Origin of the sequence: Flavobacterium sp. TAB 87, assembly GCF_001529295.1 — a bacterium.
GTDB lineage: Bacteria > Bacteroidota > Bacteroidia > Flavobacteriales > Flavobacteriaceae > Flavobacterium.
Genome location: NZ_LLWK01000038.1, coordinates 460,324 through 484,372 on the forward strand (window position 1 = coordinate 460,324; position 24,049 = coordinate 484,372).

A 24,049-nucleotide genomic window follows, 5' to 3' on the forward strand; every position below is an offset into this window, starting at 1 on the left:
ATTTGTAATAGTTTAAAAGCGGTTAAGAAATTAACCGCTTTTTTTTGTCTTAAAAAGAAGCACTAGAAAAAATCGTTTATTTAAAGTTTGGGACTCTACTACGAAGTGGATTTCAGCAGAATATTTATCCCGAAAAGAAGGAAATACATCTCTAAAAAAGCAAATTAGTACGGACGAGAACGGAGTTTAGGTTACTGCATAGCCAGTGTATGGATAAAGCATAGATAGTGCATGGATAGTGCATGAAAACAAAGTAGCAAAGAAGTCAGTATTTGCTAAAAAATTAGAGATGAGGCTACGGATGCGTTTTCGTACACTTACTTTCTCCCTTCAAACAATAATTCTTACTTTTTTACAACGTTTTCGTAAAATTTAGATGCTATTTTCTGAAAGTGTCCAATTTATAACTTGCTCTAAAATGCTATATTTGTGGTACTTTCAAAAAATATAAAAAACGATAAAGTATGAAAACGATAAACGATTTTAATTTTGCAGATAAAAAAGCCATTATCCGTGTTGATTTTAATGTGCCTTTGGATGATAATTTTAAGGTAACCGATACCACTCGTATCGATGCAGCTAAACCAACTATTGATAAAATCCTTGCCGATGGCGGAAGTGTAATTTTAATGTCGCACTTAGGACGTCCAAAAGGAGTAGAAGAAAAATATTCTTTACACCACATTTTAAAAACAACTAGCGATATTTTGGGAGTTCCTGTCCAATTTGCAGCGGATTGTATTGGTGAAGAAGCGAAAAATGCGGCAGCCAATTTAAAGCCAGGTGAAGTTTTATTGTTAGAAAATTTACGTTTTCATGCAGAGGAAGAAGCGGGAGATGTTGCTTTTGCAAAAGAGTTGGCTTCTTTGGGAGACATTTATGTAAATGATGCTTTTGGAACGGCACACAGAGCGCACGCTTCAACTACAATTATTGCACAATTCTTTCCAATAGCAAAATGTTTCGGATTGCTATTGGCCAAAGAAATTGAAAGCTTGAATAAAGTATTAAAAAACAGTCAAAAACCAGTAACGGCAGTTTTGGGAGGCTCGAAAGTTTCTTCTAAAATTACAGTGATCGAGAATATTTTAGACAAAGTAGACCACATGATTATTGGTGGTGGAATGACCTTTACCTTTGTAAAAGCACAAGGAGGAAAGGTAGGGAACTCGATTTGCGAAGATGACAAATTAGAACTAGCCTTGGAGATTTTACGTTTAGCGAAAGAAAAAGGAGTTCAAATTCACATTCCAGTTGATGTAGTTGCTGCAGATGATTTCTCAAACACAGCTAATAGTCAAATTGTAGATGTAATGGCGATTCCTGATGGTTGGGAAGGTTTAGATGCTGGACCAAAATCATTAGAAAATTTCAAGAAAGTACTATTAGAATCAAAAACTATTTTATGGAACGGTCCTTTGGGTGTTTTTGAAATGGAAAGTTTCGCAAAAGGTACTATTGCTTTAGGTGAATTTATTGCAGAAGCAACTGAAAACGGAGCCTTTTCTTTAGTAGGTGGGGGAGATTCTGTGGCCGCTGTAAAACAGTTTGGTTTTGAAGATAAAGTAAGTTATGTATCGACTGGTGGAGGTGCCATGTTAGAAATGTTAGAAGGAAAAGTGCTACCTGGCATTGCAGCAATTTTAGACTAACTAACTGATATTTAACATAGTTTAAACATTATTTTAATTTCAACAGGCTAAGTTTGTAAAAAAAGTTTATCTTGCTTTTTCAAAAGCCCCTGTTGAAATTAATCTATGTTAGTAAAAAATACCACACTTTCGTTTTTTTGTTTGTGTTCTTTTGCCTTATTTGCCCAAGATAATCAAACAAATACCCCTTCAAATCTTTCGTATTTAGAGCAAGTCAAAAACTCCTTTGTTACCGATAAAATGACGACTTGTGTCGATAGTTTATGGATCAATGAATTGACCAGTTCTGATTTATATGAAGAGAAAAATGTAAGCTTCGAAGAAGTTGTAATCGATACCGATCTGGATGTCGAATTACCAACCGCTTTACTCAAAGAACGGTTGCAAGTAATGAATCAAAAGTCGCCTTTCAATATCGAATACAATGAAAGCCTCGAAAAAACCATAAAATCATATTTAAAATACCGACGCAAGTCATTTGGCCGCTTGATGGCCTTGTCAGATTATTATTTTCCTTTATTTGAGGAAGCGTTTGCCAAACAAAATGTTCCTTTAGAAATAAAATATTTGGCCGTTGTCGAATCGGCGCTTAATCCGAAAGCGGTGTCAAAAATGGGAGCTACAGGATTGTGGCAATTCATGTACCACACCGGTAAGCAATACAATTTAAAAATAGATTCGTACATCGACGAACGTAGCGATCCGCTAAAATCCAGTCAAGCCGCAGCCGATTATATGGCAAAAATGTATAAAATTTTTGGCGATTGGGATCTGGTTCTAGCCTCATACAATTCAGGTCCAGGAAATGTTTCTAAAGCAATTCGTCGTTCGGGCGGAAAACAAAGTTATTGGGAAATTAAAAAACACTTGCCTAAAGAAACGCAAGGCTATGTACCCGCTTTTTTAGCAACGATGTATTTGTATGAGTTCCGCAAGGAGCACGGCATCGTTCCGCAGGAAGCAGTCGTACAACATTTTGAAACCGATACGGTTCAAGTACGTCAAAAAATGAGTTTTCAAGACGTAGCCGATTTACTAGATGTTCCGCAAAAGCAAATTGAATTATTAAACCCTTCGTATAAATTGAAAGTGATTCCATACTACGCAAACGAACCACACTTTCTTCGTTTGCCTTTGGATAAAATTGCAGTTTTTACGGCCAATGAACCAAAGATTTACGCGTATTTAGACCATAAAAATAATCCAGAATTTAACAACCAGCGAACAGCTATTGCCAAAGCTGAAATTAAAACCAGTACCAACGGTTCTATTAGTTATTATAAAATTAAAAGTGGCGATAATTTAGGAGCAATAGCAGATAAGTTTGATGTTTCTGTAGTAGAGCTAAAAAGTTGGAATAAATTAAATACGAATCGTATTGCTGCTGGTGCAACTTTAAAATTGTACAAAGAAGTTCCAGTTGAGGTTGTTCAGCCAAAAGAAGTGAAAGTAAAAAACGCTTCGAAAATTGATAAAAAACGTGTGGAAGAAGTAGTGGCCGAGGTTCAGGTAGATAAAAACAAATCGACAAAAGATCCAGTTTTATATACCATTCAAGTGGGCGACAATTTAGAAAGTATTGCTAAAACAAAGAATGTTGCAATTGCTGATTTGCAAGAATGGAATGCATTAAAAGATTCTAAAATCACGGCAGGAAAAAGTCTAATTGTTTCTTTAGCAGTTCCAGAAGAAATGGTGGTTGTAAAAACGAAAACTAGTATCGTTTCGAACAACGCTACCGTAAGTGAATTTAAAAGACATGCGACAAGTAGTAAAGAATCTACAATAAATTACCAAGTTCAAAAAGGAGATTCGTTGTACAGCATAGCTAAAAAATACCCTGGAATTTCGGTTTCAGATATTAAGCAGTTAAATGATGGCATCGAAGCCAAGGATTTAAAACCCGGAATGAAACTTAAGATTAGCAGTTAGTCCAAAAAAAATACATTAAATTTGGCTTTATTTCATAATAGTAAAAATGAATAAAGCCATTTTTTTTATCCTAATTTCGGCGGTCCTCTGTATTTCTTGTTTTAAAAAGAACGATAAAAATAAGAGTAAAGAAGCCAATAAAACCAATGCTATATCGGTTATCATTGACGACCAATTGTGGTACGGAGAAGTCGGAGATACGATTCGAAATAAATTTGCTTCGCCCGTTGTTGGCCTTACCAAAGAGGAACCTCTGTTTACCATCAATCAATATTCGGCAAAATTACTAGAAGGCTACATGACCGATGGCCGCAATGTGATTATTGTTAAAAAAGAAGATTTTAATAAATTTGAAGTCAAAAGAAATCAATATACCTCTCCTCAAAATGTATTTCGCATTAGCGGCAAATCTATTGCTGATATTATCCAGTCGATCGAAATTAACGCAGCAAGCATCATTCAACAAATTCATAAAACCGAACTCGAGGAATGCCAGCAACAAAATGCGAAGTCATTACTCGATCCGACGGTTATCAAAAACAAATTTCATATCGATTTAAAAATCCCAACAGGTTTTAAATATGCCTTGCATGAACGCAACTTTATTTGGCTTAAAAAAGAAGTAGTAGGCGGAAATATCAGTTTGTTGCTGTACCAAATTCCACTACATTCATTTGATCCTTCAAAGGATATTGCCAATCAAATTGTAAAAATTAGAGATTCTGTTGGCCTGCATGTAAAAGGAAAAGAGCCGGATACACCAATGGTAACAGACGATTCTTATGCTCCCTATTTTTCTACCATTCTTCTAGATGGTAAGAAAGCATTTGAAACCAAAGGAACATGGGAATTGCAAAACGATTTTATGATGGGACCTTTTATCAATTATGCTATTATAGATGAAACGTACAATCGAGTTTTGGTTGTTGAGGGTTTTTGTTATGCACCGTCTAATGAAGAACGAGATTTAATGTTGTATTTAGAATCTATTATCAAATCGGTGCAAGTGCAACCGCGACAAAAAGCAGAAGAATGAATCAAGTAGAATGGAAAATAAAGCCTTTTCAGGAGTTAACGGTATCCGAATTATATGACACGCTACAATTACGCAGTGAAGTCTTTGTGGTGGAGCAAAATTGCGTCTATCTTGACTTAGACGGTAAAGATAAAAAAGCGTTGCACCTAATTGGTGTTTGTGATAGTGAAATCGTGGCGCATGCCCGTTTGTTTGATGCCAAAATTAGTTTTGAAAATGCATCGATTGGTCGAGTAGTGGTTAGTCCAAAATACCGTCATAGAAAGTGGGGTCACGCGTTAATGCAGCAGGCTATTGATGGCATAAGACTGCATTATAATAAAACAGCAATAACCATCGGTGCACAATTGTATCTTAAAAAGTTTTACGAATCGCACGGCTTTATACAAACTAGCGAAATGTATTTAGAAGATGACATTCCGCATATTGAGATGCAATTGCTGCCAGTGCTAAAAAACAGTACAAATGAATAAGTACAAGATCGATAGCGGACGCTTAACGTTGAGGGCTATTGTCGAAAAAGATCTCCTGCAGGTACATTATCTGCATTCGTTAGAAGAGGTCGACCAATACAACACAGTAGGTATTCCTGAAAATTTACAAGAAACCGAATCAATTCTCCAAAGTTGGCTTAAAGAACATGATACTCAAAACACGCAGCGGTTTACCTTTGCGGTTGAGTTGAATACGGATCATCAATTCATTGGTTTAATTGGAATCTCGCTTGGAAAAGCCAAGTACAAAAATGCTGAAGTTTGGTTTAAATTTGATCCAAAGTTTTGGAACAAAGGCTACGCGACAGAAGCGTTGAAAGAACTATTGCTTTTTGGTTTTGAGGAGCTAAGACTCCACCGAATCGAAGCGGGCTGTGCTGTAGCGAATTTGGGTTCAATACAGGTTTTAGAGAAAGCAGGAATGCGTAGAGAAGCACATACCCGACAACTTTTGCCGTTAAAATCGGGATGGTCAGATAATTACGGATACGCAAAATTAGCATCCGATTGATGAAACGTATCGCGTTTCTGTAAGCAGAACTTAAAAATAAGCATAAAAAAAGTGGGTAGTTAGAATTCTAAATACCCACTTTTTTTTTAAGAGTTGAAGCGTATTATACTCCTATTTTTTTAGCAATATCTGCTGGAATTGCATTTTTGTTCACTAAGAAAGAAGTCGTCTTATATTTTACGAAATTCTTAGTTACAAAAAGATAACCTTTGTAATCATTGGTTGCGCCCCAAGAGTTCTTAACGATATAATAGTCTTTACCCGATTGATCTTTGGCCAAACCGATAATGTGCATTGCGTGATCGTCTGTAGTTTCATAATTGTCAAACGCTTCTTGACGCAATTCTGGAGTAATGTCTAGTTCTGTTTTTGGACCGTTAAACATTTCTTTTTTCTCCTCTTCGCTCATATCTTGGTATTTCTTGGTTGGCACATACGCTACACCATTTTTCCAGCTAAAGCTTTTTTCGCTCACATCTGTCGACCACGCTACTGTATACCCTTTTTTCAAAGCATTGTCAATTACGTCGGTCATCTCATTCATTTTTACGTTGTATACTTGATCAAACGACCAGTTATCAGGAACCATTAACATTGTTTTTTGATAGTAAGGTGCATTGGTAAACGAAGATAGTTCTACATATTCGTCTGGATTTATGCCTACTACTTCTTTTGCAAAAGTCTTTGGAGTGTATTCTTTACCTTTAAAATTAAATTTTTCTGGAACCTGACCCAAATACGAGTCAATTACTGCGGCGTATGCTTTTTGCCAGTTGGGAGTTAAACTTCCATTCGGATTTTTAACAACCGCATTTAAAACACCTTCTAGCATCGCAGACATTTCGCCCAGTTGGTTTTTATCTGTTCCATAATTTAGACCAGTGTAGACCTCTCTAGGTACGGCTCCGTATTTACGAAACATGTTTATTACGTCGTGCGTTTCTCCACCTTCTCCTAAAGAAACAGCTCCGTGCATTCTCACATAGTTTGCTCCTTTATCCACATAGACGTTGCGTGCAGAAAAAAGTTGAGACAATTCAACTGGTTGTTTGCCCATACGAATCATTTCCGACTCCAAATACGAATTGGTGGCGTAGCTCCAACAGGTTCCCGAAGATCCTTGGCTTTTTACAGCAGTAGTTCCTAAGTTAATTTGCTCGGTAAATTTGAAGCTGCTTTTGCTATTCTCGCTGGCATTTAACTTCAGTGAATTGACCAAAATGTCTTGGGCAGACACCACACTTAATCCCGCAAAAAACAAGGTGGCAACACCAAACGATTGGATTAGATTTTTTTTCATAGTAATAATTTAATAATAGTTGAGTTAGTAAGCATAAATGAATTAGTGTTGCAAAATAATCAAAAACAAACCAAAAAATTTAGTCTTTTAACAAATTATTGAATCACAAGCAGATTGCAATTGCGTAAAACAAAAAAATCCCTGCGTTCTGTCGCAGGGATTTTAAATATAAAGTTTAAACTGGAATGATTGACTATAATTATTTGGCTCCTAATAATTGCAAATCACTAATTAGGACTTCAGTGATATAGCGTTTTTCACCGTTTTTATCGTCATAACTTCGGTGGGTCAACTTACCTTCAACGGCAACTTCTTTGCCCTTGGTTACGTATTTCTCAATTAATTCGGCTGTTTTTCCCCAGGCAGTTAATCGGTGCCATTCGGTTTGTTCTACTTTTTCGCCTTTGTCATTGGTATATCGGTCGTTGGTTGCAACCGTAATGTTGGCTACTTTTCGACCGCCTTCTAATGTTTTTACTTCTGGATCTTGACCTACGTGACCAATCAACTGCACTCTGTTTCTTAAATTACTCATGGCGTATACTTTTTTAATGGTTTATATAATGTTGCAATCGTTACAGTGATTCAACTAGGCAAAGATGCAACAGTAGTCAAAAAGTATTCGGTTGTTAACTAGTTATAGTCGGCTGTAATTATTTGTTGTCGTTTGTAATTAACTTTTTACAGGTACAACATTGGTAATAAAAATGAAGCTAAAATCAATAAAACGATCGATAGTATTCCTCCAATAATTAAAAAATGTTTGAATTTGTAAATACCCAATCCGTAAATAATAGCATTGGTTTGGTAGCCCATTGGCGTGTAAAAACTAAAGTTAGCACCAAACATAACCGCATATAAAAGTGGCTTCGGATTTAAATTTAGTTTGGCGGCAACTGCAATCACAATTGGTGCTACGATAATTGCGGTAGCATTATTAGAGACAAAGCCACTCATTAACATTGTAAATGCAAAAATGATAGAAATGGTTACCGAGGTAGGAACTGATTTTAAAAGTCCGTACAAATGTTCGGCAAGATACACATCGGTTCCTGTATTTTTCATCGCTACTCCAAGTGGAATCATTCCTGCCAATAAGAAAATTACTTGCCAGTTAATTCCAGAGTACGCATCTTTTAACTGAATACAACCGGTAAACAAACACAAACCAACTCCCAAAAGACTGCTCTTTAATATGGAAAAGGTATTACTAGCCGATAAAATGATAACCAATAAAATAGCACCAAACGAAATTATTTTCTTATAATTCGGAATGTGTGGGTTGGTAATTACAGTGTTTGCAAACAACAAGTTATTAGAATTTGCTATCCTTTGAATTTCAGTTAAATTCCCTGTCAATAACACACGGTTTCCCGGAATTATAAATTTCTTTGAGAAAAACTTTTTAAAATAATTGCTGTTATTTGGACGAGTTCTGTCGCTACTTACTCCTTTCACATACACGTTCTCAGGCAAAGATTCGTTAAATTCTTCAATCGACATATTAATGTAACGCGAGTTAGGAAGAATAATAACTTCATGAAATTCATTGCTAAAATGCTCTTCAACCAAATCTTGATCAACTCCCAAAATATTTAAACCTAACCTTTCAGTTTGTGCCGTTAAATCTTCGATGGTTAAATCAAGCCAAAGTATGTCGTTTTCTTGCAGTATTTCCGATTTTAAATCGCTTTTTAAATGCCTTTTCCCACGCTGAATTTTAACGAGACGAATGTCATTTTCATTCCAAATTTCAGTATCGTAGGGTTCTTTGCCAATTAATTTAGAACCCGCTTTAATTTTTACTGCGGTGATGTACCCAAATTTATTATGCAAGTCGATGTTTTCTGGCTCTGGAGTTCGGGGTAAAAACTTTTTAGCAAGAAAAAATATAATCGGAATAGAAACTAAGATAAAAATGATTCCCGCTGTAGAAAATTCGAAGAAACCAAAACGCCCGATACCACTTTTTCGCGAAATATCCGAAACAATCAAGTTGGTACTTGTTCCCATTAAAGTACAGCTACCACCTAAAATTCCAGCAAATGAAATGGGTAATAAAACTCTAGCACGATCTACTTTGCCCAGTTTGTCTAATTCGTTGACTAATTTGATAAAAATAATAACAACGGCAGTTGTTGCAATAAAAGAAGAAAAAATCCCAACAGTAATCATTAATAAAGGTAAAAAGAACCAAATGGGCAATTTCATTATCGGAACAATCTTTTGCGCCATCCAAGAAACTACGCCATTTTTCTCTAAGCCAATGGCAATAATCATTAAACATAGTATGGTTAAGACCGCATTGTCAGAAAATCCAGAAACGGCTTCTTCGGGTGTTACCAGTCCACAGATTAGAAGACTTATCAAGATAAAAAAGGCAGTCTTGTCTACCGTAAATTTTTCGCTCACAAAGAGTGCGAAAGCCACCACTAAAATTCCGATTACGATAGCAATAGCTGTTGTCATAATTTCTTCAATTAAAAATTTAAAAGTATTGGCAAAACTACCGATTAAAGTTATATAATTTTTTAGAGATGTTATATTTTAAGTAATTTTGATTTATAATTGTAACCGTTTGTAAATGGAAATAGTTTTTGTATATTTGTTAGATTGCCGCGATTTATTTGCGAATTATTAAAAAAGGAAGTGTTTTATTCGTAAGTACCACTTTTTTAATACTTAAAAGGAGTTGTTAGTAGAAATCGGTTTTAAAGTTCGGACAGAAAAAATGATCATTCGGAAGTACAGCGAGGCAATAAAAAATAAGATTTAAAAAAATTAAAACAAGATTTGCAGACAGTAAAAGCAATAAAATCATTCGCGTTTAAAATGCTTTTAAGTAGAGATGAGGTGGAAATGGCGCTGTAAATTAAAATTCAAAAAAGGAAGAACAAACATGCAGAAAGAAATAAATAAAGTCGAGCTACGAAATTTGGCTTTTGAAGATTACAAACAATTAAAAAACTCTATGATCGAATCGTATCCAGAAATGGCCGATTCGTATTGGAAACCCGGAGAAATTGAATTATTACTAAAAATTTTCCCAGAAGGACAATTGGTTATTTTGGTTGATGATATCGTTGTAGGTTCGGCACTATCGTTAATTGTAGATGAAAAAAGAGTAGATAAAAAACATAATTATTTAGAGATTCTAGGCAACTATACCTTTTCTACACACAATCCTGAAGGTGATGTATTGTACGGAATAGATGTTTTTATTCATCCCGAATACCGCGGTTTGCGTTTGGGGAGACGTTTATATGATGCTAGAAAAGAACTATGCGAGCAACTAAACTTGCAGTCGATTGTATTTGCAGGTCGTATTCCTAATTATGGACAATACGCCAAGAAATATTCGCCAAAAAAATACATTGAAAAAGTAAAGGATAAAGAAATACACGATCCAGTGTTATCGTTTCAGTTGAGTAATGATTTTCACGTATTGCGTGTGATAAAAAATTACCTAGAAGGCGACCAAGATTCAATGGAATTTGCTGTTTTATTAGAATGGAATAATATTTATTACGATGAAAGTCCGAAGTTAATCAACCTCGATAAAAGCGTGATACGTCTGGGATTAATTCAGTGGCAAATGCGATCACTAAACAATATTGAAGCTTTATTTGAACAATCTGAGTTTTTTATTGATGTAGTTTCGGGTTACGGAAGTGATTTTGCTTTGTTTCCAGAATTGTTTGCAGCGCCTTTAATGGCCGATTACAATCATCTTACCGAAGCAGAAGCCATTCGCGAATTAGCCAGACATACCGATTCTATTCGCAAAAAATTTCAAGAATTTGCCATTTCATATAATATCAACATCATTACTGGAAGCATGCCTTACATGGATGGTGGCAATTTGTATAATGTTGGATTTTTATGCAAAAGAGACGGAACCTCAGAGATGTATACCAAAATTCACGTGACACCAAATGAAGTACAGCATTGGGGAATGAAAGGTGGATCTGAATTTAAAACGTACGATACCGATTGTGGTAAAATAGGAATCATGATTTGTTACGATGTTGAATTTCCCGAATTGTCTCGAATTATGGCCAACGAAGGAATGAACATTTTATTTGTTCCCTTTTTAACGGATACTCAAAATGCGTACACCAGAGTCAAACATTGTTCGCAAGCACGAGCTATAGAAAACGAATGCTATGTGGCCATTGCGGGTTGTGTCGGAAATTTACCCAAAGTAAACAACATGGACATTCAATATGCACAAGCGGCCGTTTTTACACCTTCAGATTTTGCTTTTCCGAGTAACGGAATCAAAGCAGAAGCTACGCCCAATACCGAAATGACTTTGATTGTCGATGTAGATTTAAATTTATTGAAAGAATTGCACGAACACGGAAGCGTTCGGATTTTAAAAGATAGAAGACATGATTTGTACGATATTAAAAAGATTGAGAAATGAAAACTTGTTTAGAGTGTAGCGAAAAAATTGTTGGTCGGGAAGACAAAAAGTTTTGTTCAGATAGTTGTAGGAATGCCTACAACAATAAAATGAACAAAGACAGTACTAACTTTATGCGAAATGTAAATAATAAACTACGAAAAAATTACCGTATTCTTGCAGAATTGAATACTGATGGAAAAAGTACGGTGACCCGAGACAAATTGTTGAGTAGAGGGTTTGACTTTGAGTTTTTTACCAATATTCTAGCCACTAAAACCGGAAACACCTATTATTTTTTATACGATCAAGGCTATCGAATTTTAGAAAAAGATTATTATATGCTTGTTAAAAAGGAAATCTAGTATTGCGCTCCATTATGAAAAAAAGTTTCTCCTCTATAATTGCCACGTTGTTTATTTTGATCGTATTGATACTGATGTATTTTACGATTATGCCGCGTTGGGATTCAAAAAGTCACGAAGCCTTGTCTGATTTCTCTACGGAGCGGGCGATGGATCAAATTAAAAACATTGCCAAAGAACCGCATTATGTTGGCTCGGCAAATCACGAAGTAGTAGCCACTTATCTGCAAGCCGAATTAGTTGAATTAGGTCTAGAAACGACTATTCAAGAAGGTTTTACTTTGAGTGATTGGGGCAATTTGGTCAAGTCCAAAAATATCATGGCTCGCATCAAAGGATCCAATAATTCTAAAGTCTTGGTTTTGCTTTCGCATTACGACAGTGCGCCACATTCAGCTTCAAAAGGGGCAAGTGATGATGCGTCGGGCGTTGCCACAATTTTAGAAGGTATGCGTGCTTTTATCTACGACAAGCAACCGCATAAAAATGACATCATTATTCTCTTTACTGATGCCGAAGAGTTGGGCTTAAATGGCGCCGCTCTTTTTGTAACCGAACACCAATGGGCAAAAGAAGTCGGAATGGTCATTAATTTTGAGGCCCGTGGTACGGGAGGCCCGAGTTATATGCTGATGGAGACCAACAAAGGAAATTCGGCTATGGTTGATGCTTTTGCAGCAGCAAAAGTTAAATATCCGGTGAGTAATTCACTAATGTATAGCATTTACAAAATGCTTCCTAACGATACCGATTTGACTGTTTTTAGAGAACAAGGTCAAATTCAAGGCTTTAATTTTGCTTTTATTGACGGACATTACAATTACCACACACAGCAAGATGATCTTCAGCACATAGATGAAAACTCGGTAACGCACCAAGGAACGTATTTGATGCCGTTGCTGCGCTATTTCGCAAATGCAGATCTTTCTAACTTGAATACTACTGAAGATCAAGTCTATTTTTCTCTTCCTTTTACCTTTCTTAAATATCCTTTTAGTTGGGTTTGGCCAATGACCTTAATTGCTTTTGGGCTGTTGATTGTCATTGTTATCTTGGGTTTCGCCAAACGAATTTTTATCGCCAAGGAAATAATTAAAGGATTTGTACCCTTTTTAGGTGCATTGCTAACTTCAGCTTTGTTGGCTTTTATTGGTTGGCATTTATTAAAACTATTATATCCACAGTACAATGATTTGCTCAACGGATTCACCTACAACGGTCATGCTTATATCGCTGTTTTTGTATTATTGAGTCTAGGTATTTGTTTTGCCTTTTACCATAATTTCTCAGAACGAAAATTCGCTATGAACCACAGCGTAGCGCCGTTAATTTTGTGGATTATCATTAATGGAGCAGTAGCAAACAGTCTTCCTGGGGCTGGATTTTTAATTATCCCAGTTTATTTCGGATTGCTATTGCTTGCTTTTCATGCGCTTTTTCAAAGTAATTCACTTTTTATAATGTTGCTTTTTAGTATTCCGACACTTTTAATAATTGTCCCTTTTATCGAAATGTTTCCAATTGGCTTAGGATTGAAAGTTTTATTTGGAAGTGCCATTTTAACAGTACTCACGTTCGGATTGCTTTTGCCGATATTCGGTAATTTTGAAAACAAAGTAGTGTGGACGATGTTCTTTTTTGCGGGAGCGATTGGTTGTTTAGTTTGGGCACATGTAGACTCTGGTTATGAGTACGGGAAAGCCAAGTCAAATAGTTTATTGTATGTATATAACGCCGATACAGGTCAAGCCAAATGGGTAACGTACGATAAAAATTTAGACGAGTGGACCAAGACTTATTTAGGAGAGAATCCAGAAAAAGCAACGGACTTAAATCTTCTTCCCTTGTTTAGCAAATACAATTCGGGCTTTACGTACGATAAAGTGGCCGAAAAGAAAATGCTAATTACACCTTCTGTTTTCTTCTTAAAAGATACCGCTCGTGGCAACCGCAGATTTTTAAAAATTAAAGTGGTGCCGAATAGAAAGGTAAATCGATATGATATTTTTGCCAATCCTAAAATGACTTTTTATAATTTTAAAGGAAATGGCGTGGCCTCTTTAGGTCAAAAAGGAGAAAAATTAGAACGCAAAGGCAAGAAAATACTAAGCTATTATGTGGTAAACAATGATCCATTAGAAATGGAATTTAGCATTGATAAAAGTGCCGTATTTGATATGGATCTTTTAGAAAGTTCTTTTGATTTATTGACTAATCCGTTATTTGATATGAAGCCAAGAGCAGATTGGATGATGCCTACTCCTTTTATTTTAAATGATGCGGTTGTAATTAAACAAAAAATAAAGCCGCGCGCTGTTACTACCGATCCTAGAATTATTTCTCCCTTGGGAGAAGTTGTTATTGATAGTACAGCCACGGATAGTATAGTTGTTAAACCTGTAAATATTGGACAATGAAACAAATTAGTATTTTAGGTTGTGGATGGTTGGGATTGCCTTTGGCTAAAGCCCTACTTGATAAAGAATTTGCTATTAAAGGCAGTACGACTTCTGATGAAAAACGGAGTATTCTTGAGAAAGCCAGCATAAAACCGTTTGTAATTGATTTAGGAACGGAGGCAATTCAGGGCGATGTGCATTCTTTCTTGGAAGGAAGTGAAATTTTAATCATCGATATTCCTCCTAAGTTGAGAAAAGAGAACTCGGAAAGTTTTATAGATAAAATTAAATTGTTCGTGCCTTTTATTGAAGAATCAGGTGTTACGAAAGTGATTTTTGTGAGTTCAACATCGGTTTATGGAAAATCTTCAGCTGAAGGAGAAGTTACAGAGAATACACTTTTAGAACCAGAAACAGAAAGTGGAAAGCAGTTAGTTGAAACGGAAGAATTTCTTCATAGTAATACTAAATTTAAAACCACTGTATTGCGTTTTGGCGGATTAATTGGCCCGGATAGACATCCAATTACGTCTTTGGTTAAAAAAGTAAATACAGATGCAAACGCACCTTTAAACTTAATCGATCAAAAAGATTGTATTGCCATCATATCCGAAATTATCAAGCAAGACTGTTGGGGGGAAACATTTAATGCGGCGTCTCCAATGCATCCTACCAAAAAAGAATATTATTCGAAAAAGGCAGTAGAATTTAATTTGCCTGAACCGCAGTTCACTTCTGAAAAAACAATGACCTATAAAATTGTTTCTAGCGCAAAACTAGAGCACATTCTTAACTATACTTTTCAAGTAGCGATTACATAAAAAAAGCGTCCCAATTGGGACGCTTTTTTGTATTACCAAATCTTAACTCGTTTAGCAGGTTCGATATACATACCATCTCCTGGTTTGATATCAAATGCTTTATAGAAGGCATCCATATTCTGAATCGGAATTACCGCGCGGTACATTCCTGGCGAATGCGGATCTGTTTTTACCTGACTTTTCAAGGCTTCATCACGGCTCTTAGTTCTCCAAACCGTAGCCCAAGAAATAAAGAAACGCTGTTCTGGCGTGTATCCGTCAATTAAGCCTGGGTTTCCATTTGCTTTCAAATACATTTGTAAGCCGTCATAAGCAGCATAAACACCACCTAAATCTCCAATGTTTTCACCCAAAGTAAATTTACCATCAACAAAAATTCCTGGTAAAGGTTCTAAAGCACTGTATTGGTCGGCTAAATTTGTTCCCAATGCTGTAAATTGTTTCAAATCTTCTGCAGTCCACCAGTCTACTAAATTGCCGTCTGCATTGTATCGAGAACCAGAATCATCAAAACCATGTGAGATTTCGTGACCAATTACAGCTCCAATTCCACCATAATTTACGGCTTCGTCAGCTTGATAATTGTAAAACGGCGGTTGTAGAATTGCTGCTGGAAATACAATTTCGTTATAAGAAGGATTAAAATAGGCGTTTACGGTTTGCGGAGACATTCCCCATCTGGTTTTGTCTACTGGTTTTTTAAGATCGGCTAATCCTTCCTCAAAACTCCATTTGGCTAAATTCATATTGTTTTCAAAATACGAACCGCCTTCGCTGATGCCTTTAATTTGTAATTGACTGTAGTCTTTCCATTTATCAGGGTAACCAATTTTTACCGTTAGTTTATTTAGTTTCTCAATGGCTTTCTCTTTGGTTGAAGCAGACATCCAAGGCAAATCGTTAATTCGAATTTCATAAGCAGCAATTACATTTTTAATCATGTTTTCTGCTTTGGTTTTTGCTTCTGCAGGAAAATACTTTTCAACGTACAATTTACCTAAAGCTTCACCAATTGATCGGTTCAATACTTGAAGGGCTCTTTCGTCGCGCGGACGTTGTTTTTCGGCACCTGTTAATGCCGTTCCGTAAAATTCGAAATTAGCATTTTCTATGTCAGTCGACAATTGGGAAGAAGATCTATTTAAAAGTGTCCATTTCAAATATTCTTTCCAAGCAGGTATATTTTTTTCTTTAAAGACTGTTTCCAAAACTTCCATGTAACGCGGCTGCGTCACGATTACTGTATCTACTTTAGTCATTCCTATCGCAGTAATAAATCCTTTCAAGTCTAAGGAAGGAGTCATTTTGCTCAAGTCATTTACAGCAGTTGGGTTGTATTGCTTGCGTCGGTCCCTGCGTTCTACACGATCCAATCTTGGTGCAGACATTTTAGTTTCTAAAGCTAAGATAGCCGCAGCATTGGTTTTTGCTTGTGCTGGAGTTTCACCAATAAACTGCATCATACGCGCTACGTGTGCTTCGTATTTCGCTCTTTTTTCTTTAGAATCTTTATCGTCAGAATTATAATAATCTTTGTCTGGTAACCCTAAGCTGCCTGGAACAAGAGAAACTACATTTCTAGTACTATTTTTGCTATCTGAGCTCACATAAAGTCCGAAAAATCCGAGTCCACCTTTTGGCTCCATTTCGACTAACAACTTTTGTAAATCGGATACGTTTTTAATCGCATCAATTTTTTTTAAGTAGGGCTGTAGTGGAGTGATTCCTCTTTTATTTCTACCCACCGTATCTAATATCGAATTGTAATAATTGATTGCTTTTCCTTGATCGGTAGTCGATTTGTAAGCGTTGCTTTTGGATGCTTCGTGCAAGAGTGACAAGGCGTTTTTGTCTGTTCGTAGACGCAATTCATTAAAAGAACCCCAGCTCGTTTGATCGCTCGGTATTACCGTTTCAGTAAGCCAAGCGCCGTTCACGAATTTAAAGAAATCATTGGCAGGTTTTACATTTTTGTCCATGTAAGCACTGTTGATTCCTGGTTCTTTTGGAACATTGTTTTGGGCTACTCCAGTGGCAAAAGTGACCATTGCAGGAATCGCAAAAAACAAAAGTTTCTTAGTTTGTTTTTTCATATTTGTTTACTGTTTTGTGGTTATATACAAACATATCGTTATTTTTTGAATAATTATGTTAAATTATTCTTTTCAAATAGAAGAATTTATCACAAAATTCTAGCTTGTTTTTGTGGTTTGTTTACCTAATGTTTCAAAGAAATTGCAGCAAGTTGGCGATGCGCTAATGTAACCATTAAACATTTTTAAAGTGAACTGAGACAGAGGAGTAAATAATCAGTTTTATTTCTTCTGCAATAAGCGTTAAAGTGCTATAAGTACGGCGGTGCTTTTTGAGATAAAAAAAGAACTGTAGTAAGAGTAATTATTTGATTGTCAAATAATTTATAATTGTAAATTAATAGTCGGAATACGATATTTATCATAAAATGGGTGATAAACTAATCTTACATTTAACTCATAAAAAAATGAATTCTAAAATATTTTAAGATGAGAGCATTAAAAATAAGTGTACTGGCTGCAATCGCTTTTCAAGCAGTGGGATACGCACAAGAAACAAAATCGCCATTTTCATTAGATGGAGAATTTAGACCTCGAACGGAATGGAGAGATAGTGGTTTTTCAAAAACTGCTTTAGAAGGTGCTGAAGGTTATTTTAGAACCGACGCTAGAGTGCGTTTGGGTGCGGGTTATAAAACAGAATCCATACATACGTATTTGCTTTTGCAGGAAGTTTTCGTTTTTGGCGATCGCGCACAAACCGCAACTAAAGGCAATGATAATTTTAGAGTGCAAGAAGCTTGGGCAGATATTAAATTGACCAGCAAATCTACTTTTAAAGTAGGACGTCAAACCTTGTCTTATGATGATCAACGTATTTTAGGTGCATTGGATTGGGCACAGCAATCGCGCACGCACGATGTTGGTGTTTTTAAATTGAATGAGAATGGGTATGTTTTTGATGCTGGATTTGCTGTTAATTCTGATGGGCAAGACAATTTGTACAATACTGCGGCCGGTTTCTCTTATAAGAACATGGTTTTTGCGCACTTAAATAAACAGTTCGGACAGTTTAATATGAGCCTTTTAGTTTTAGGAAATGAATTTCAAGATGCCACAGATCCTGATGCTTTAGGTCCTTTGTTGCCTTCAGACAATAAATCATTTTTAAAAACGGCTGGTGTTCATCTGGATTATACTTTTGATATTTTAAAATTAAGCGCCAACGGATATGTGCAAGACGGCTACCGATTAAATGATATTGCGGTTGATAATGCTTATTTAGTAAGTTTGGATGCAGCTTTTAAATTGAGTGAAGTTTTTGGAGCTACTCTTGGAGCCGAGATAATTTCTGGTAAAGACGATTCTTCTGTGGGATTTTTCCCGTTGTACGGAACCAATCATAAATTTAATGGTGGAATGGATCGCTTTTATGTGGGAAATTATGCGAATGCTAATGGTCTGGTAGATCTGCATGCAGGACTTTCGGCGAATTTAAAAAATGATTTTTCGGTAGGTTTAGATGTGTTGTACTTTACAGAGCAATCGCAAACTAAAGAATACATGGGAACCGAATTGGATTTTGTAATTGGTAAAAAATTCAACGGCTATGCTTTAAAAGGAGGTTACTCTCAGTTTTTTGAGCCGAGTCGAATTACAAATGATAAAGGCAATCAAAATTGGGCTTGGTTAATGTTGGTAGTAAAACCAAAGTTCTTGTAATAGCGTGCTACGGCAAAAGTAGTGTCAAATCGAGCGCATTGGAGTTATCTTGTAAATTAGCAAGAAAAGTCTCGACTGCGCTTGAGATGATAGCTGCAGGATTGTTGAGGTTTTGGCGTTTCGTCTGATTCGTGAGTTGAATAATAAAAAGAAGTGACTTAGCCCTGGTAGCAGCGGTATTCCCGCTTTTTGCGAGATATAGCGGATGACGGGAGTACACGTTATTATGAAAAGGAAAACTTCAGCTCCTTAAACTAGCGCAATTCAATTCTTAGCAGAAGGTTAAAACCGAAAGCTTTGCTGCAAAGAAGAAGTTGTTTTTGTATTTTTGAGGCCAATTCGTTTTAGAACCGATTTATTGGTAAAGAAGTTGTTTTTCAGACAGCAATTATCGTGAGATGGGTAATAATTCGAACGTTAAAAAACAAATCACACTGCTATGAAATCTTTATTGTACCGCTACCGAAAATTTTTAATTGCACTTTTTATTTTTTCGGCAGTGACCTTATCTCTAATCTACATACAACTTAAACCGGCTAAATCATTACCAATTTTTAACCCCGCTGATGTCAATCCAGAGTTGGTGGATAGCACCATGCAGTATAAAAGTAAATACCATACCATTGCAGATTTCTCTTTTGTGAACCAAAACGGCGATACGATTACTCAAAAAGATTACGAGGGTAAAATATATGTAGCCGACTTCTTTTTTACAACCTGCGGAACTATCTGCCCTAAAATGACGGCCAATTTATTTGACGTACAAGCGGCGACTTTAAACAATCCGAAAGTTATGTTGTTGTCGCACACGGTTTTCCCGGATACAGACAGTATTCCGGTGCTTAAATCGTACGCTATTAAACACGGCGTAGTGGATCGAAAATGGAATTTGGTCACTGGCGATAAAAAACAAATTTACGAAATGGCGCGTAAGTCGTATTTGGCTGTTAAACTTGGTAGTCCTGACCAATTGTACGATATGGTACATACTGAAAATTTTATTTTAGTCGATCAAAAAAGACGCGTTCGCGGTTTTTATGATGGAACTCAAAAAGAAGACGTAGCACGCTTGATCGAAGACATTGAATTTTTGAGCACACAATAAAAACACACTAATTTACAATTGTTAAAAGATTTTTCATAGCCTCCAAATGCCCTTAAATTCATATATATTTGCTACTTTTGCAATATTAATTCAATCTAAATAAGCTTGAGACATTCAATTCACACCATGAAAAAAGGGGACAAAGCAATCATCAAAGATTTTGATATTGACTTGGTTCCATTAAAGTTATTAGAAATGGGCTGTTTGCCAGGAAATAGTGTCGAGTTGCTTCAGATTGCTCCTTTCGGAGATCCGTTGTATTTGGATATTAATGGCTCTCATGTTGCCATTAGAATTGAAACTGCACGCGAAATAGAAGTTGAATTAATTGAAGTCCACTTATAATGAGCATAAAAAATATAAATGTTGCCTTAATTGGTAATCCCAATGTTGGTAAAACATCTGTTTTTAATCAATTAACTGGTCTGAATCAACAAGTTGGTAATTATCCCGGAATTACTGTCGAAAAAAAGATGGGATTCTGCAAATTAACCAACAACATCAAAGCCAATATTTTAGATCTACCAGGAACGTACAGCTTAAATGCGAGTTCTATGGACGAAAGTGTGGTGATTGAATTGTTGTTGAATAAAAACGACAAACTTTTTCCGGATGTTGCTTTGGTAGTGACTGATGTAGAAAATCTGAAACGAAATTTACTGCTTTTTACACAAATTAAAGATTTAGAAATTCCGACGATCTTAGTCATTAACATGGCAGATCGAATGAAGCAAAAAGGAATTACCTTAGAAATTGACATTCTTGAAGAGCGATTGAACACCAAAATTGCGTTGGTAAGTTCTCGTAAAGGACTGGGAATTGAAGCCCTAAAAGAGTTGATTGTTTCGTACAAAACCCTTCCGCACAAACCGTGTTTGAATGCTTCAAATATAGATCCCGAATATTTTGCAAAGTTACAAAAAACATTTCCCAACCAATTGTTGTACAAATTGTGGTTAGTAATAACGCAGGATGTGAATTTTTTAAAGCTAGAGCGTAACGAAATTCGCAGTACGTTTACGCGATCACACTCGGATTTAAAGCGTTTGCAACAAAAAGAAACCGTTAAAAGATACCAATTTATAAATGAAGTTTTAAAAGACGGAATGCAAGTTGACTCTAGTGCTGCAACCGATTTTAGATCTAAATTAGACCGTGTCCTCACGCACAAATTCTGGGGATATATTATTTTCTTTATGATTTTGGCGGTTATTTTTCAGTCCATTTTTGCTTGGTCTGCTATTCCGATGGATTTTATCGATGCGACTTTTGCTGATTTAAGTGCTTTTGCTGCAGATAAATTACCAACAGGTATTTTGACCGATTTAATTTCGCAAGGAATTATTCCAGGTATCGGCGGAATATTAATTTTTATTCCACAAATTGCCTGCTTGTTTTTATTTATCTCAGTACTCGAAGAAAGTGGTTACATGAGCCGTGTAGTCTTTTTGATGGATAAAGTGATGCGTAAATTCGGTTTGTCAGGTAAAAGTGTAGTGCCTTTAATTTCGGGAACAGCTTGTGCGATTCCGGCAATTATGGCAACGCGAAACATTGAAAATTGGAAAGAACGTTTGATAACAATTTTGGTCACGCCGTTCACGACTTGCTCCGCTAGATTACCTGTTTATGCGATTATAATCTCGTTGGTTATTCCAGACGAACGCGTACTCGGTATTTTAAATTTACAGGGATTAACCTTAATGTTGCTGTATTTACTAGGTTTCGGAATGGCAATTTTGTCCTCGTATCTCCTAAATATCATTCTTAAAATAGACGGTAAAACGTATTTTGTGGTAGAAATGCCCAATTACAAATTGCCTTTATTGAAGAACGTTCTTATTAATGTGGTCGAAAAAACCAAGGCGTTCGTTTATGGTGCAGGTAAAATTATATTAGCGATTTCGGTAATATTGTGGTTCTTGGCTTCATACGGCCCGGGAGCGTCATTTAATAATGCCGAGAACATCGTTAAAGAGCGTTTTCAAGGACAAAATCTCACTCAAGATGATATTGAACATGAAATTGCTTCGCAGAAAATAGAAAATTCTTATATCGGAATTATGGGGCACGCCATTGAACCAGCTATTGCACCGTTGGGTTACGACTGGAAAATTGGTATTGCCATCATCAGTTCTTTTGCAGCGCGTGAAGTATTTGTTGGAACTTTGGCCACTATTTATAGTGTAGGCGGAACCGATAATGAAGCTACAATTAAAAGCAAAATGCAAGAAGAAGTGAATCCGGTGACGGGCGAGAAGATCTTTAATTTTGCAAGCGGAATTTCGTTATTATTGTTCTATGCCTTTGCACTGCAATGTGCTAGTACGTTAGCTATTACCAAAAAAGAAACGAATTCATGGCGTTGGCCAATGATTCAGTTGGTATTAATGACTGGATTTGCATACATAACGGCATTAATTGCCTACCAACTTTTAAGCTAAAATTATGATTCAAGAAATTATAGCCTTTGTCATTCTAGCCTTCGCACTTCTTTTTTTGATTAAGAAATTCTTCTTTAAATCTAAAAAAAAGAAAAGCGGCGATTGTAATGATTGTCATTAGTACAAGCCAGTGTGGATAATACTTAGACTAACAAAACAATGTTTAGACACCGAGGAAAGACAAGAACATTAAACCACAATAAAAAAATTGCTTCTTTACTTTCGTGTGTGGCAGGAATTGTAAACGTTGTCGGGTTTTTATCGGTGCAGCGGTTAACTACAAATGTAACGGGACACTTTGCGTTTTTTGTAGATGAGGTTTTTAAGCTTAATTTTTCTGAAAGTTTTATTTACTTTTTTTACATCTTGTTCTTCTTCTTGGGTTCTTTTTTTTCCAGTCTATTAGTCGAAATTATTACCTTAAAAAACGAACGATTTATATTTGTTATTCCAACACTGATTGAAAGTGTTATTTTGTTTGCGATTGCATTTTTGGGTCACATTCTCATAAAAGACAACCCAAATTTAATAGCGTTTAGTTTGCTTTTTGCCATGGGATTACAAAACTCACTGGTCACACGAATTTCCAACGCAGTCGTGAGAACGACCCACTTGACAGGACTTTTTACCGATTTAGGAATCGAACTTTCTCAATTATTTTTCTACAAACAAAAAGAGCAACAAGTCAAGCTGATCTCTACTATTAAACTACGCTTGCGCATTATTCTCTTTTTCTTTTTCGGAGGTTTACTTGGCGGAATTTTATATCCTTATTTCAGTTTTTATGTTTTACTTATACCAGCGTTTATGTTAATTATGGGCTTGTATTATGATACTTTGCGATTTAAACTGTTGCATTGGAAACGAAATTACAATCTGAAAGACAAAAGATCGTACCATTAAATAATGGTTTCTTTATAACCAATCATACGCTGCAGTGCTAATCTTCGGTAAAAAATAGCGGTAAAAGTTGCTTTCTTTTGTGAGCGTAAAATCCATTTTATTTTAAAAAATGTATATATTGCTTCTCTAATTCTAACCTTCAATTATACTAAAATGAGAAACAGTAAATACACCAAATACGTAGCCATCGCGTTAATCGTTTTGTTCTTAGTTACTAGTTTAATGGTATAAACTATACTAGTATACAATAAATTTAAACACCTAGCTCGCGTTTTATAATGCGAGTTAGGTGTTTGTATTAGTAATGGAATACGTGGATCACTTAAAAAATGTACAATGAAAGTATTTGCAGAAACCGAAAGATTTATTTTAAGAGAATTACTTCCGAGCGATGTGGACGGAATGTTCGAATTGGATGCTGATCCTGAAGTTCATAAATATTTAGGAAATAAAACAGTTTCAATCAAAGACGAGTCTGCTGTAATTATTAGTACCATTAGACAGCAGTATTTGGATTACGGCATTGGAAGATGGGCTGTAGTGGATAAGAAAACAAAAGAATTTGTGGGTTGGTGCGGAATTAAATTTATAACTGAAGAAACGAACAATCATAAAGACTTTTACGATATCGGCTATCGATTACAGAAACGGTTTTGGGGAAAAGGAATTGCAACTGAAACGGCTTCGGCCTGTTTAAAATACGCTTTTGAAGAACTCGATTTTAAAGAAGTCTACGCTTTAGCTGCTGTTGATAATGCGGGATCGAATAAAATTCTAAAAAAAATTGGAATGCGATTTATCGAAAATTTCGATTACCACGGTGAAGATGAGAACTGGTACAGAATCGAAAGGAAAGATTTTTTAAAAAAAGAATAACCATTGATTTATAAGTGCAGCTTATAGTTAAGAGTGCAATCTAAACAA

General features: G+C 35.9%; 19 protein-coding genes. 15 read left to right on the plus strand and 4 right to left on the minus strand.

The window, feature by feature from the left end; all coding sequences use genetic code 11:
- Positions 1-464 precede the first annotated feature (464 nt).
- The 5 genes from pgk to AP058_RS14105 all read left to right on the plus strand — a co-directional run bounded on the left by pgk (position 465) and on the right by AP058_RS14105 (position 5,625).
- Positions 465-1,652: a phosphoglycerate kinase gene (gene pgk / locus AP058_RS14085; protein ID WP_066312244.1), complete on the plus strand. Its 1,188-nt coding sequence runs from the start codon at positions 465-467 to the stop codon at positions 1,650-1,652.
- A 105-nt stretch (positions 1,653-1,757) separates the two neighbouring features.
- Positions 1,758-3,584, plus strand: a complete 1,827-nt coding sequence (locus AP058_RS14090) for a LysM peptidoglycan-binding domain-containing protein (protein WP_066312246.1) — start codon at positions 1,758-1,760, stop codon at positions 3,582-3,584.
- A 46-nt stretch (positions 3,585-3,630) separates the two neighbouring features.
- On the plus strand, positions 3,631-4,620 hold the full coding sequence (locus AP058_RS14095) for a DUF4837 family protein (RefSeq protein WP_066312249.1): 990 nt from the start codon (positions 3,631-3,633) through the stop codon (positions 4,618-4,620).
- The gene (locus tag AP058_RS14100) at positions 4,617-5,093 is read left to right on the plus strand and encodes a GNAT family N-acetyltransferase (RefSeq protein ID WP_066312250.1); all 477 of its coding nucleotides are present in this window, start codon (positions 4,617-4,619) and stop codon (positions 5,091-5,093) included. Before AP058_RS14095 ends, AP058_RS14100 begins: the two co-directional genes overlap by 4 nt.
- Positions 5,086-5,625 (plus strand): GNAT family N-acetyltransferase, encoded by a 540-nt coding sequence (locus AP058_RS14105; RefSeq protein ID WP_066312254.1) that lies wholly within the window; start codon positions 5,086-5,088, stop codon positions 5,623-5,625. Before AP058_RS14100 ends, AP058_RS14105 begins: the two co-directional genes overlap by 8 nt.
- 103 nt (positions 5,626-5,728) lie before the next feature.
- Here AP058_RS14105 and AP058_RS14110 read toward each other — a convergent pair whose 3' ends face one another.
- From AP058_RS14110 to AP058_RS14120, 3 genes are all read right to left on the minus strand, one after another.
- Positions 5,729-6,925, minus strand: coding sequence for an aminopeptidase C (locus AP058_RS14110; RefSeq protein ID WP_066312256.1), 1,197 nt, complete (start codon positions 6,923-6,925; stop codon positions 5,729-5,731).
- A gap of 199 nt (positions 6,926-7,124) precedes the next feature.
- Positions 7,125-7,460 carry a single-stranded DNA-binding protein gene (locus tag AP058_RS14115; RefSeq protein WP_066312259.1) on the minus strand — a complete coding sequence of 112 codons (336 nt, stop codon included), beginning with the start codon at positions 7,458-7,460 and terminating at the stop codon, positions 7,125-7,127.
- A 146-nt stretch (positions 7,461-7,606) separates the two neighbouring features.
- Positions 7,607-9,394 carry an SLC13 family permease gene (locus tag AP058_RS14120; protein ID WP_066312262.1) on the minus strand — a complete coding sequence of 596 codons (1,788 nt, stop codon included), beginning with the start codon at positions 9,392-9,394 and terminating at the stop codon, positions 7,607-7,609.
- 430 nt (positions 9,395-9,824) lie between these two features.
- Between AP058_RS14120 and AP058_RS14125 the strand changes: the two genes are divergently transcribed.
- The 4 genes from AP058_RS14125 to AP058_RS14140 are packed head-to-tail and all read left to right on the plus strand — an operon-like array spanning position 9,825 to position 14,918.
- The gene (locus tag AP058_RS14125; protein WP_066313487.1) at positions 9,825-11,354 is read left to right on the plus strand and encodes a carbon-nitrogen hydrolase family protein; all 1,530 of its coding nucleotides are present in this window, start codon (positions 9,825-9,827) and stop codon (positions 11,352-11,354) included.
- Positions 11,351-11,698, plus strand: a complete 348-nt coding sequence (locus AP058_RS14130; protein WP_066312265.1) for a hypothetical protein — start codon at positions 11,351-11,353, stop codon at positions 11,696-11,698. The genes AP058_RS14125 and AP058_RS14130 overlap by 4 nt, the downstream gene beginning before the upstream one ends.
- Before the next feature lie 14 nt (positions 11,699-11,712).
- A complete protein-coding gene (locus AP058_RS14135; protein WP_082706667.1) occupies positions 11,713-14,115 on the plus strand; it encodes a M28 family peptidase in 2,403 nt (800 codons plus the stop codon).
- Positions 14,112-14,918, plus strand: coding sequence for an NAD(P)-dependent oxidoreductase (locus AP058_RS14140; protein ID WP_066312267.1), 807 nt, complete (start codon positions 14,112-14,114; stop codon positions 14,916-14,918). The genes AP058_RS14135 and AP058_RS14140 overlap by 4 nt, the downstream gene beginning before the upstream one ends.
- Positions 14,919-14,950: 32 nt before the next feature.
- On the opposite strand, the gene AP058_RS14145 is transcribed toward AP058_RS14140, so the two are convergent.
- Complete coding sequence (locus AP058_RS14145) at positions 14,951-17,011, minus strand: M13 family metallopeptidase (RefSeq protein WP_066312271.1); 2,061 nt, start codon at positions 17,009-17,011, stop codon at positions 14,951-14,953.
- A gap of 429 nt (positions 17,012-17,440) precedes the next feature.
- On the opposite strand from AP058_RS14145, the gene AP058_RS14150 reads away from it, so the two are divergent.
- From AP058_RS14150 to AP058_RS14175, 6 genes are all read left to right on the plus strand, one after another.
- Complete coding sequence (locus tag AP058_RS14150; RefSeq protein ID WP_066312275.1) at positions 17,441-18,673, plus strand: hypothetical protein; 1,233 nt, start codon at positions 17,441-17,443, stop codon at positions 18,671-18,673.
- A gap of 439 nt (positions 18,674-19,112) precedes the next feature.
- Positions 19,113-19,778 (plus strand): SCO family protein, encoded by a 666-nt coding sequence (locus AP058_RS14155; RefSeq protein ID WP_066312278.1) that lies wholly within the window; start codon positions 19,113-19,115, stop codon positions 19,776-19,778.
- Between the two features lie 126 nt (positions 19,779-19,904).
- Positions 19,905-20,123, plus strand: coding sequence for a FeoA family protein (locus AP058_RS14160; RefSeq protein WP_157492736.1), 219 nt, complete (start codon positions 19,905-19,907; stop codon positions 20,121-20,123).
- On the plus strand, positions 20,123-22,222 hold the full coding sequence (gene feoB, locus AP058_RS14165; protein ID WP_066312281.1) for a ferrous iron transport protein B: 2,100 nt from the start codon (positions 20,123-20,125) through the stop codon (positions 22,220-22,222). Before AP058_RS14160 ends, feoB begins: the two co-directional genes overlap by 1 nt.
- Before the next feature lie 159 nt (positions 22,223-22,381).
- Positions 22,382-23,125, plus strand: coding sequence for a YoaK family protein (locus AP058_RS14170; protein ID WP_066312282.1), 744 nt, complete (start codon positions 22,382-22,384; stop codon positions 23,123-23,125).
- Positions 23,126-23,461: 336 nt separating this feature from the next.
- Positions 23,462-24,001, plus strand: coding sequence for a GNAT family N-acetyltransferase (locus AP058_RS14175; RefSeq protein WP_066312284.1), 540 nt, complete (start codon positions 23,462-23,464; stop codon positions 23,999-24,001).
- Positions 24,002-24,049 lie beyond the last annotated feature (48 nt).

Excerpts from the sequence above, each read along its gene's own strand:
- pgk (WP_066312244.1), top strand. The coding sequence starts at position 465 with ATGAAAACGATAAACGATTTTAATTTTGCAGATAAAAAAGCCATTATC.
- AP058_RS14090 (WP_066312246.1), top strand. The coding sequence starts at position 1,758 with ATGTTAGTAAAAAATACCACACTTTCGTTTTTTTGTTTGTGTTCTTTT.
- AP058_RS14095 (WP_066312249.1), top strand. The coding sequence starts at position 3,631 with ATGAATAAAGCCATTTTTTTTATCCTAATTTCGGCGGTCCTCTGTATT.
- AP058_RS14100 (WP_066312250.1), top strand. The coding sequence starts at position 4,617 with ATGAATCAAGTAGAATGGAAAATAAAGCCTTTTCAGGAGTTAACGGTA.
- AP058_RS14105 (WP_066312254.1), top strand. The coding sequence starts at position 5,086 with ATGAATAAGTACAAGATCGATAGCGGACGCTTAACGTTGAGGGCTATT.
- AP058_RS14110 (WP_066312256.1), bottom strand. The coding sequence starts at position 6,925 with ATGAAAAAAAATCTAATCCAATCGTTTGGTGTTGCCACCTTGTTTTTT.
- AP058_RS14115 (WP_066312259.1), bottom strand. The coding sequence starts at position 7,460 with ATGAGTAATTTAAGAAACAGAGTGCAGTTGATTGGTCACGTAGGTCAA.
- AP058_RS14120 (WP_066312262.1), bottom strand. The coding sequence starts at position 9,394 with ATGACAACAGCTATTGCTATCGTAATCGGAATTTTAGTGGTGGCTTTC.
- AP058_RS14125 (WP_066313487.1), top strand. The coding sequence starts at position 9,825 with ATGCAGAAAGAAATAAATAAAGTCGAGCTACGAAATTTGGCTTTTGAA.
- AP058_RS14130 (WP_066312265.1), top strand. The coding sequence starts at position 11,351 with ATGAAAACTTGTTTAGAGTGTAGCGAAAAAATTGTTGGTCGGGAAGAC.
- AP058_RS14135 (WP_082706667.1), top strand. The coding sequence starts at position 11,713 with ATGAAAAAAAGTTTCTCCTCTATAATTGCCACGTTGTTTATTTTGATC.
- AP058_RS14140 (WP_066312267.1), top strand. The coding sequence starts at position 14,112 with ATGAAACAAATTAGTATTTTAGGTTGTGGATGGTTGGGATTGCCTTTG.
- AP058_RS14145 (WP_066312271.1), bottom strand. The coding sequence starts at position 17,011 with ATGAAAAAACAAACTAAGAAACTTTTGTTTTTTGCGATTCCTGCAATG.
- AP058_RS14150 (WP_066312275.1), top strand. The coding sequence starts at position 17,441 with ATGAGAGCATTAAAAATAAGTGTACTGGCTGCAATCGCTTTTCAAGCA.
- AP058_RS14155 (WP_066312278.1), top strand. The coding sequence starts at position 19,113 with ATGAAATCTTTATTGTACCGCTACCGAAAATTTTTAATTGCACTTTTT.
- AP058_RS14160 (WP_157492736.1), top strand. The coding sequence starts at position 19,905 with ATGAAAAAAGGGGACAAAGCAATCATCAAAGATTTTGATATTGACTTG.
- feoB (WP_066312281.1), top strand. The coding sequence starts at position 20,123 with ATGAGCATAAAAAATATAAATGTTGCCTTAATTGGTAATCCCAATGTT.
- AP058_RS14170 (WP_066312282.1), top strand. The coding sequence starts at position 22,382 with ATGTTTAGACACCGAGGAAAGACAAGAACATTAAACCACAATAAAAAA.
- AP058_RS14175 (WP_066312284.1), top strand. The coding sequence starts at position 23,462 with ATGAAAGTATTTGCAGAAACCGAAAGATTTATTTTAAGAGAATTACTT.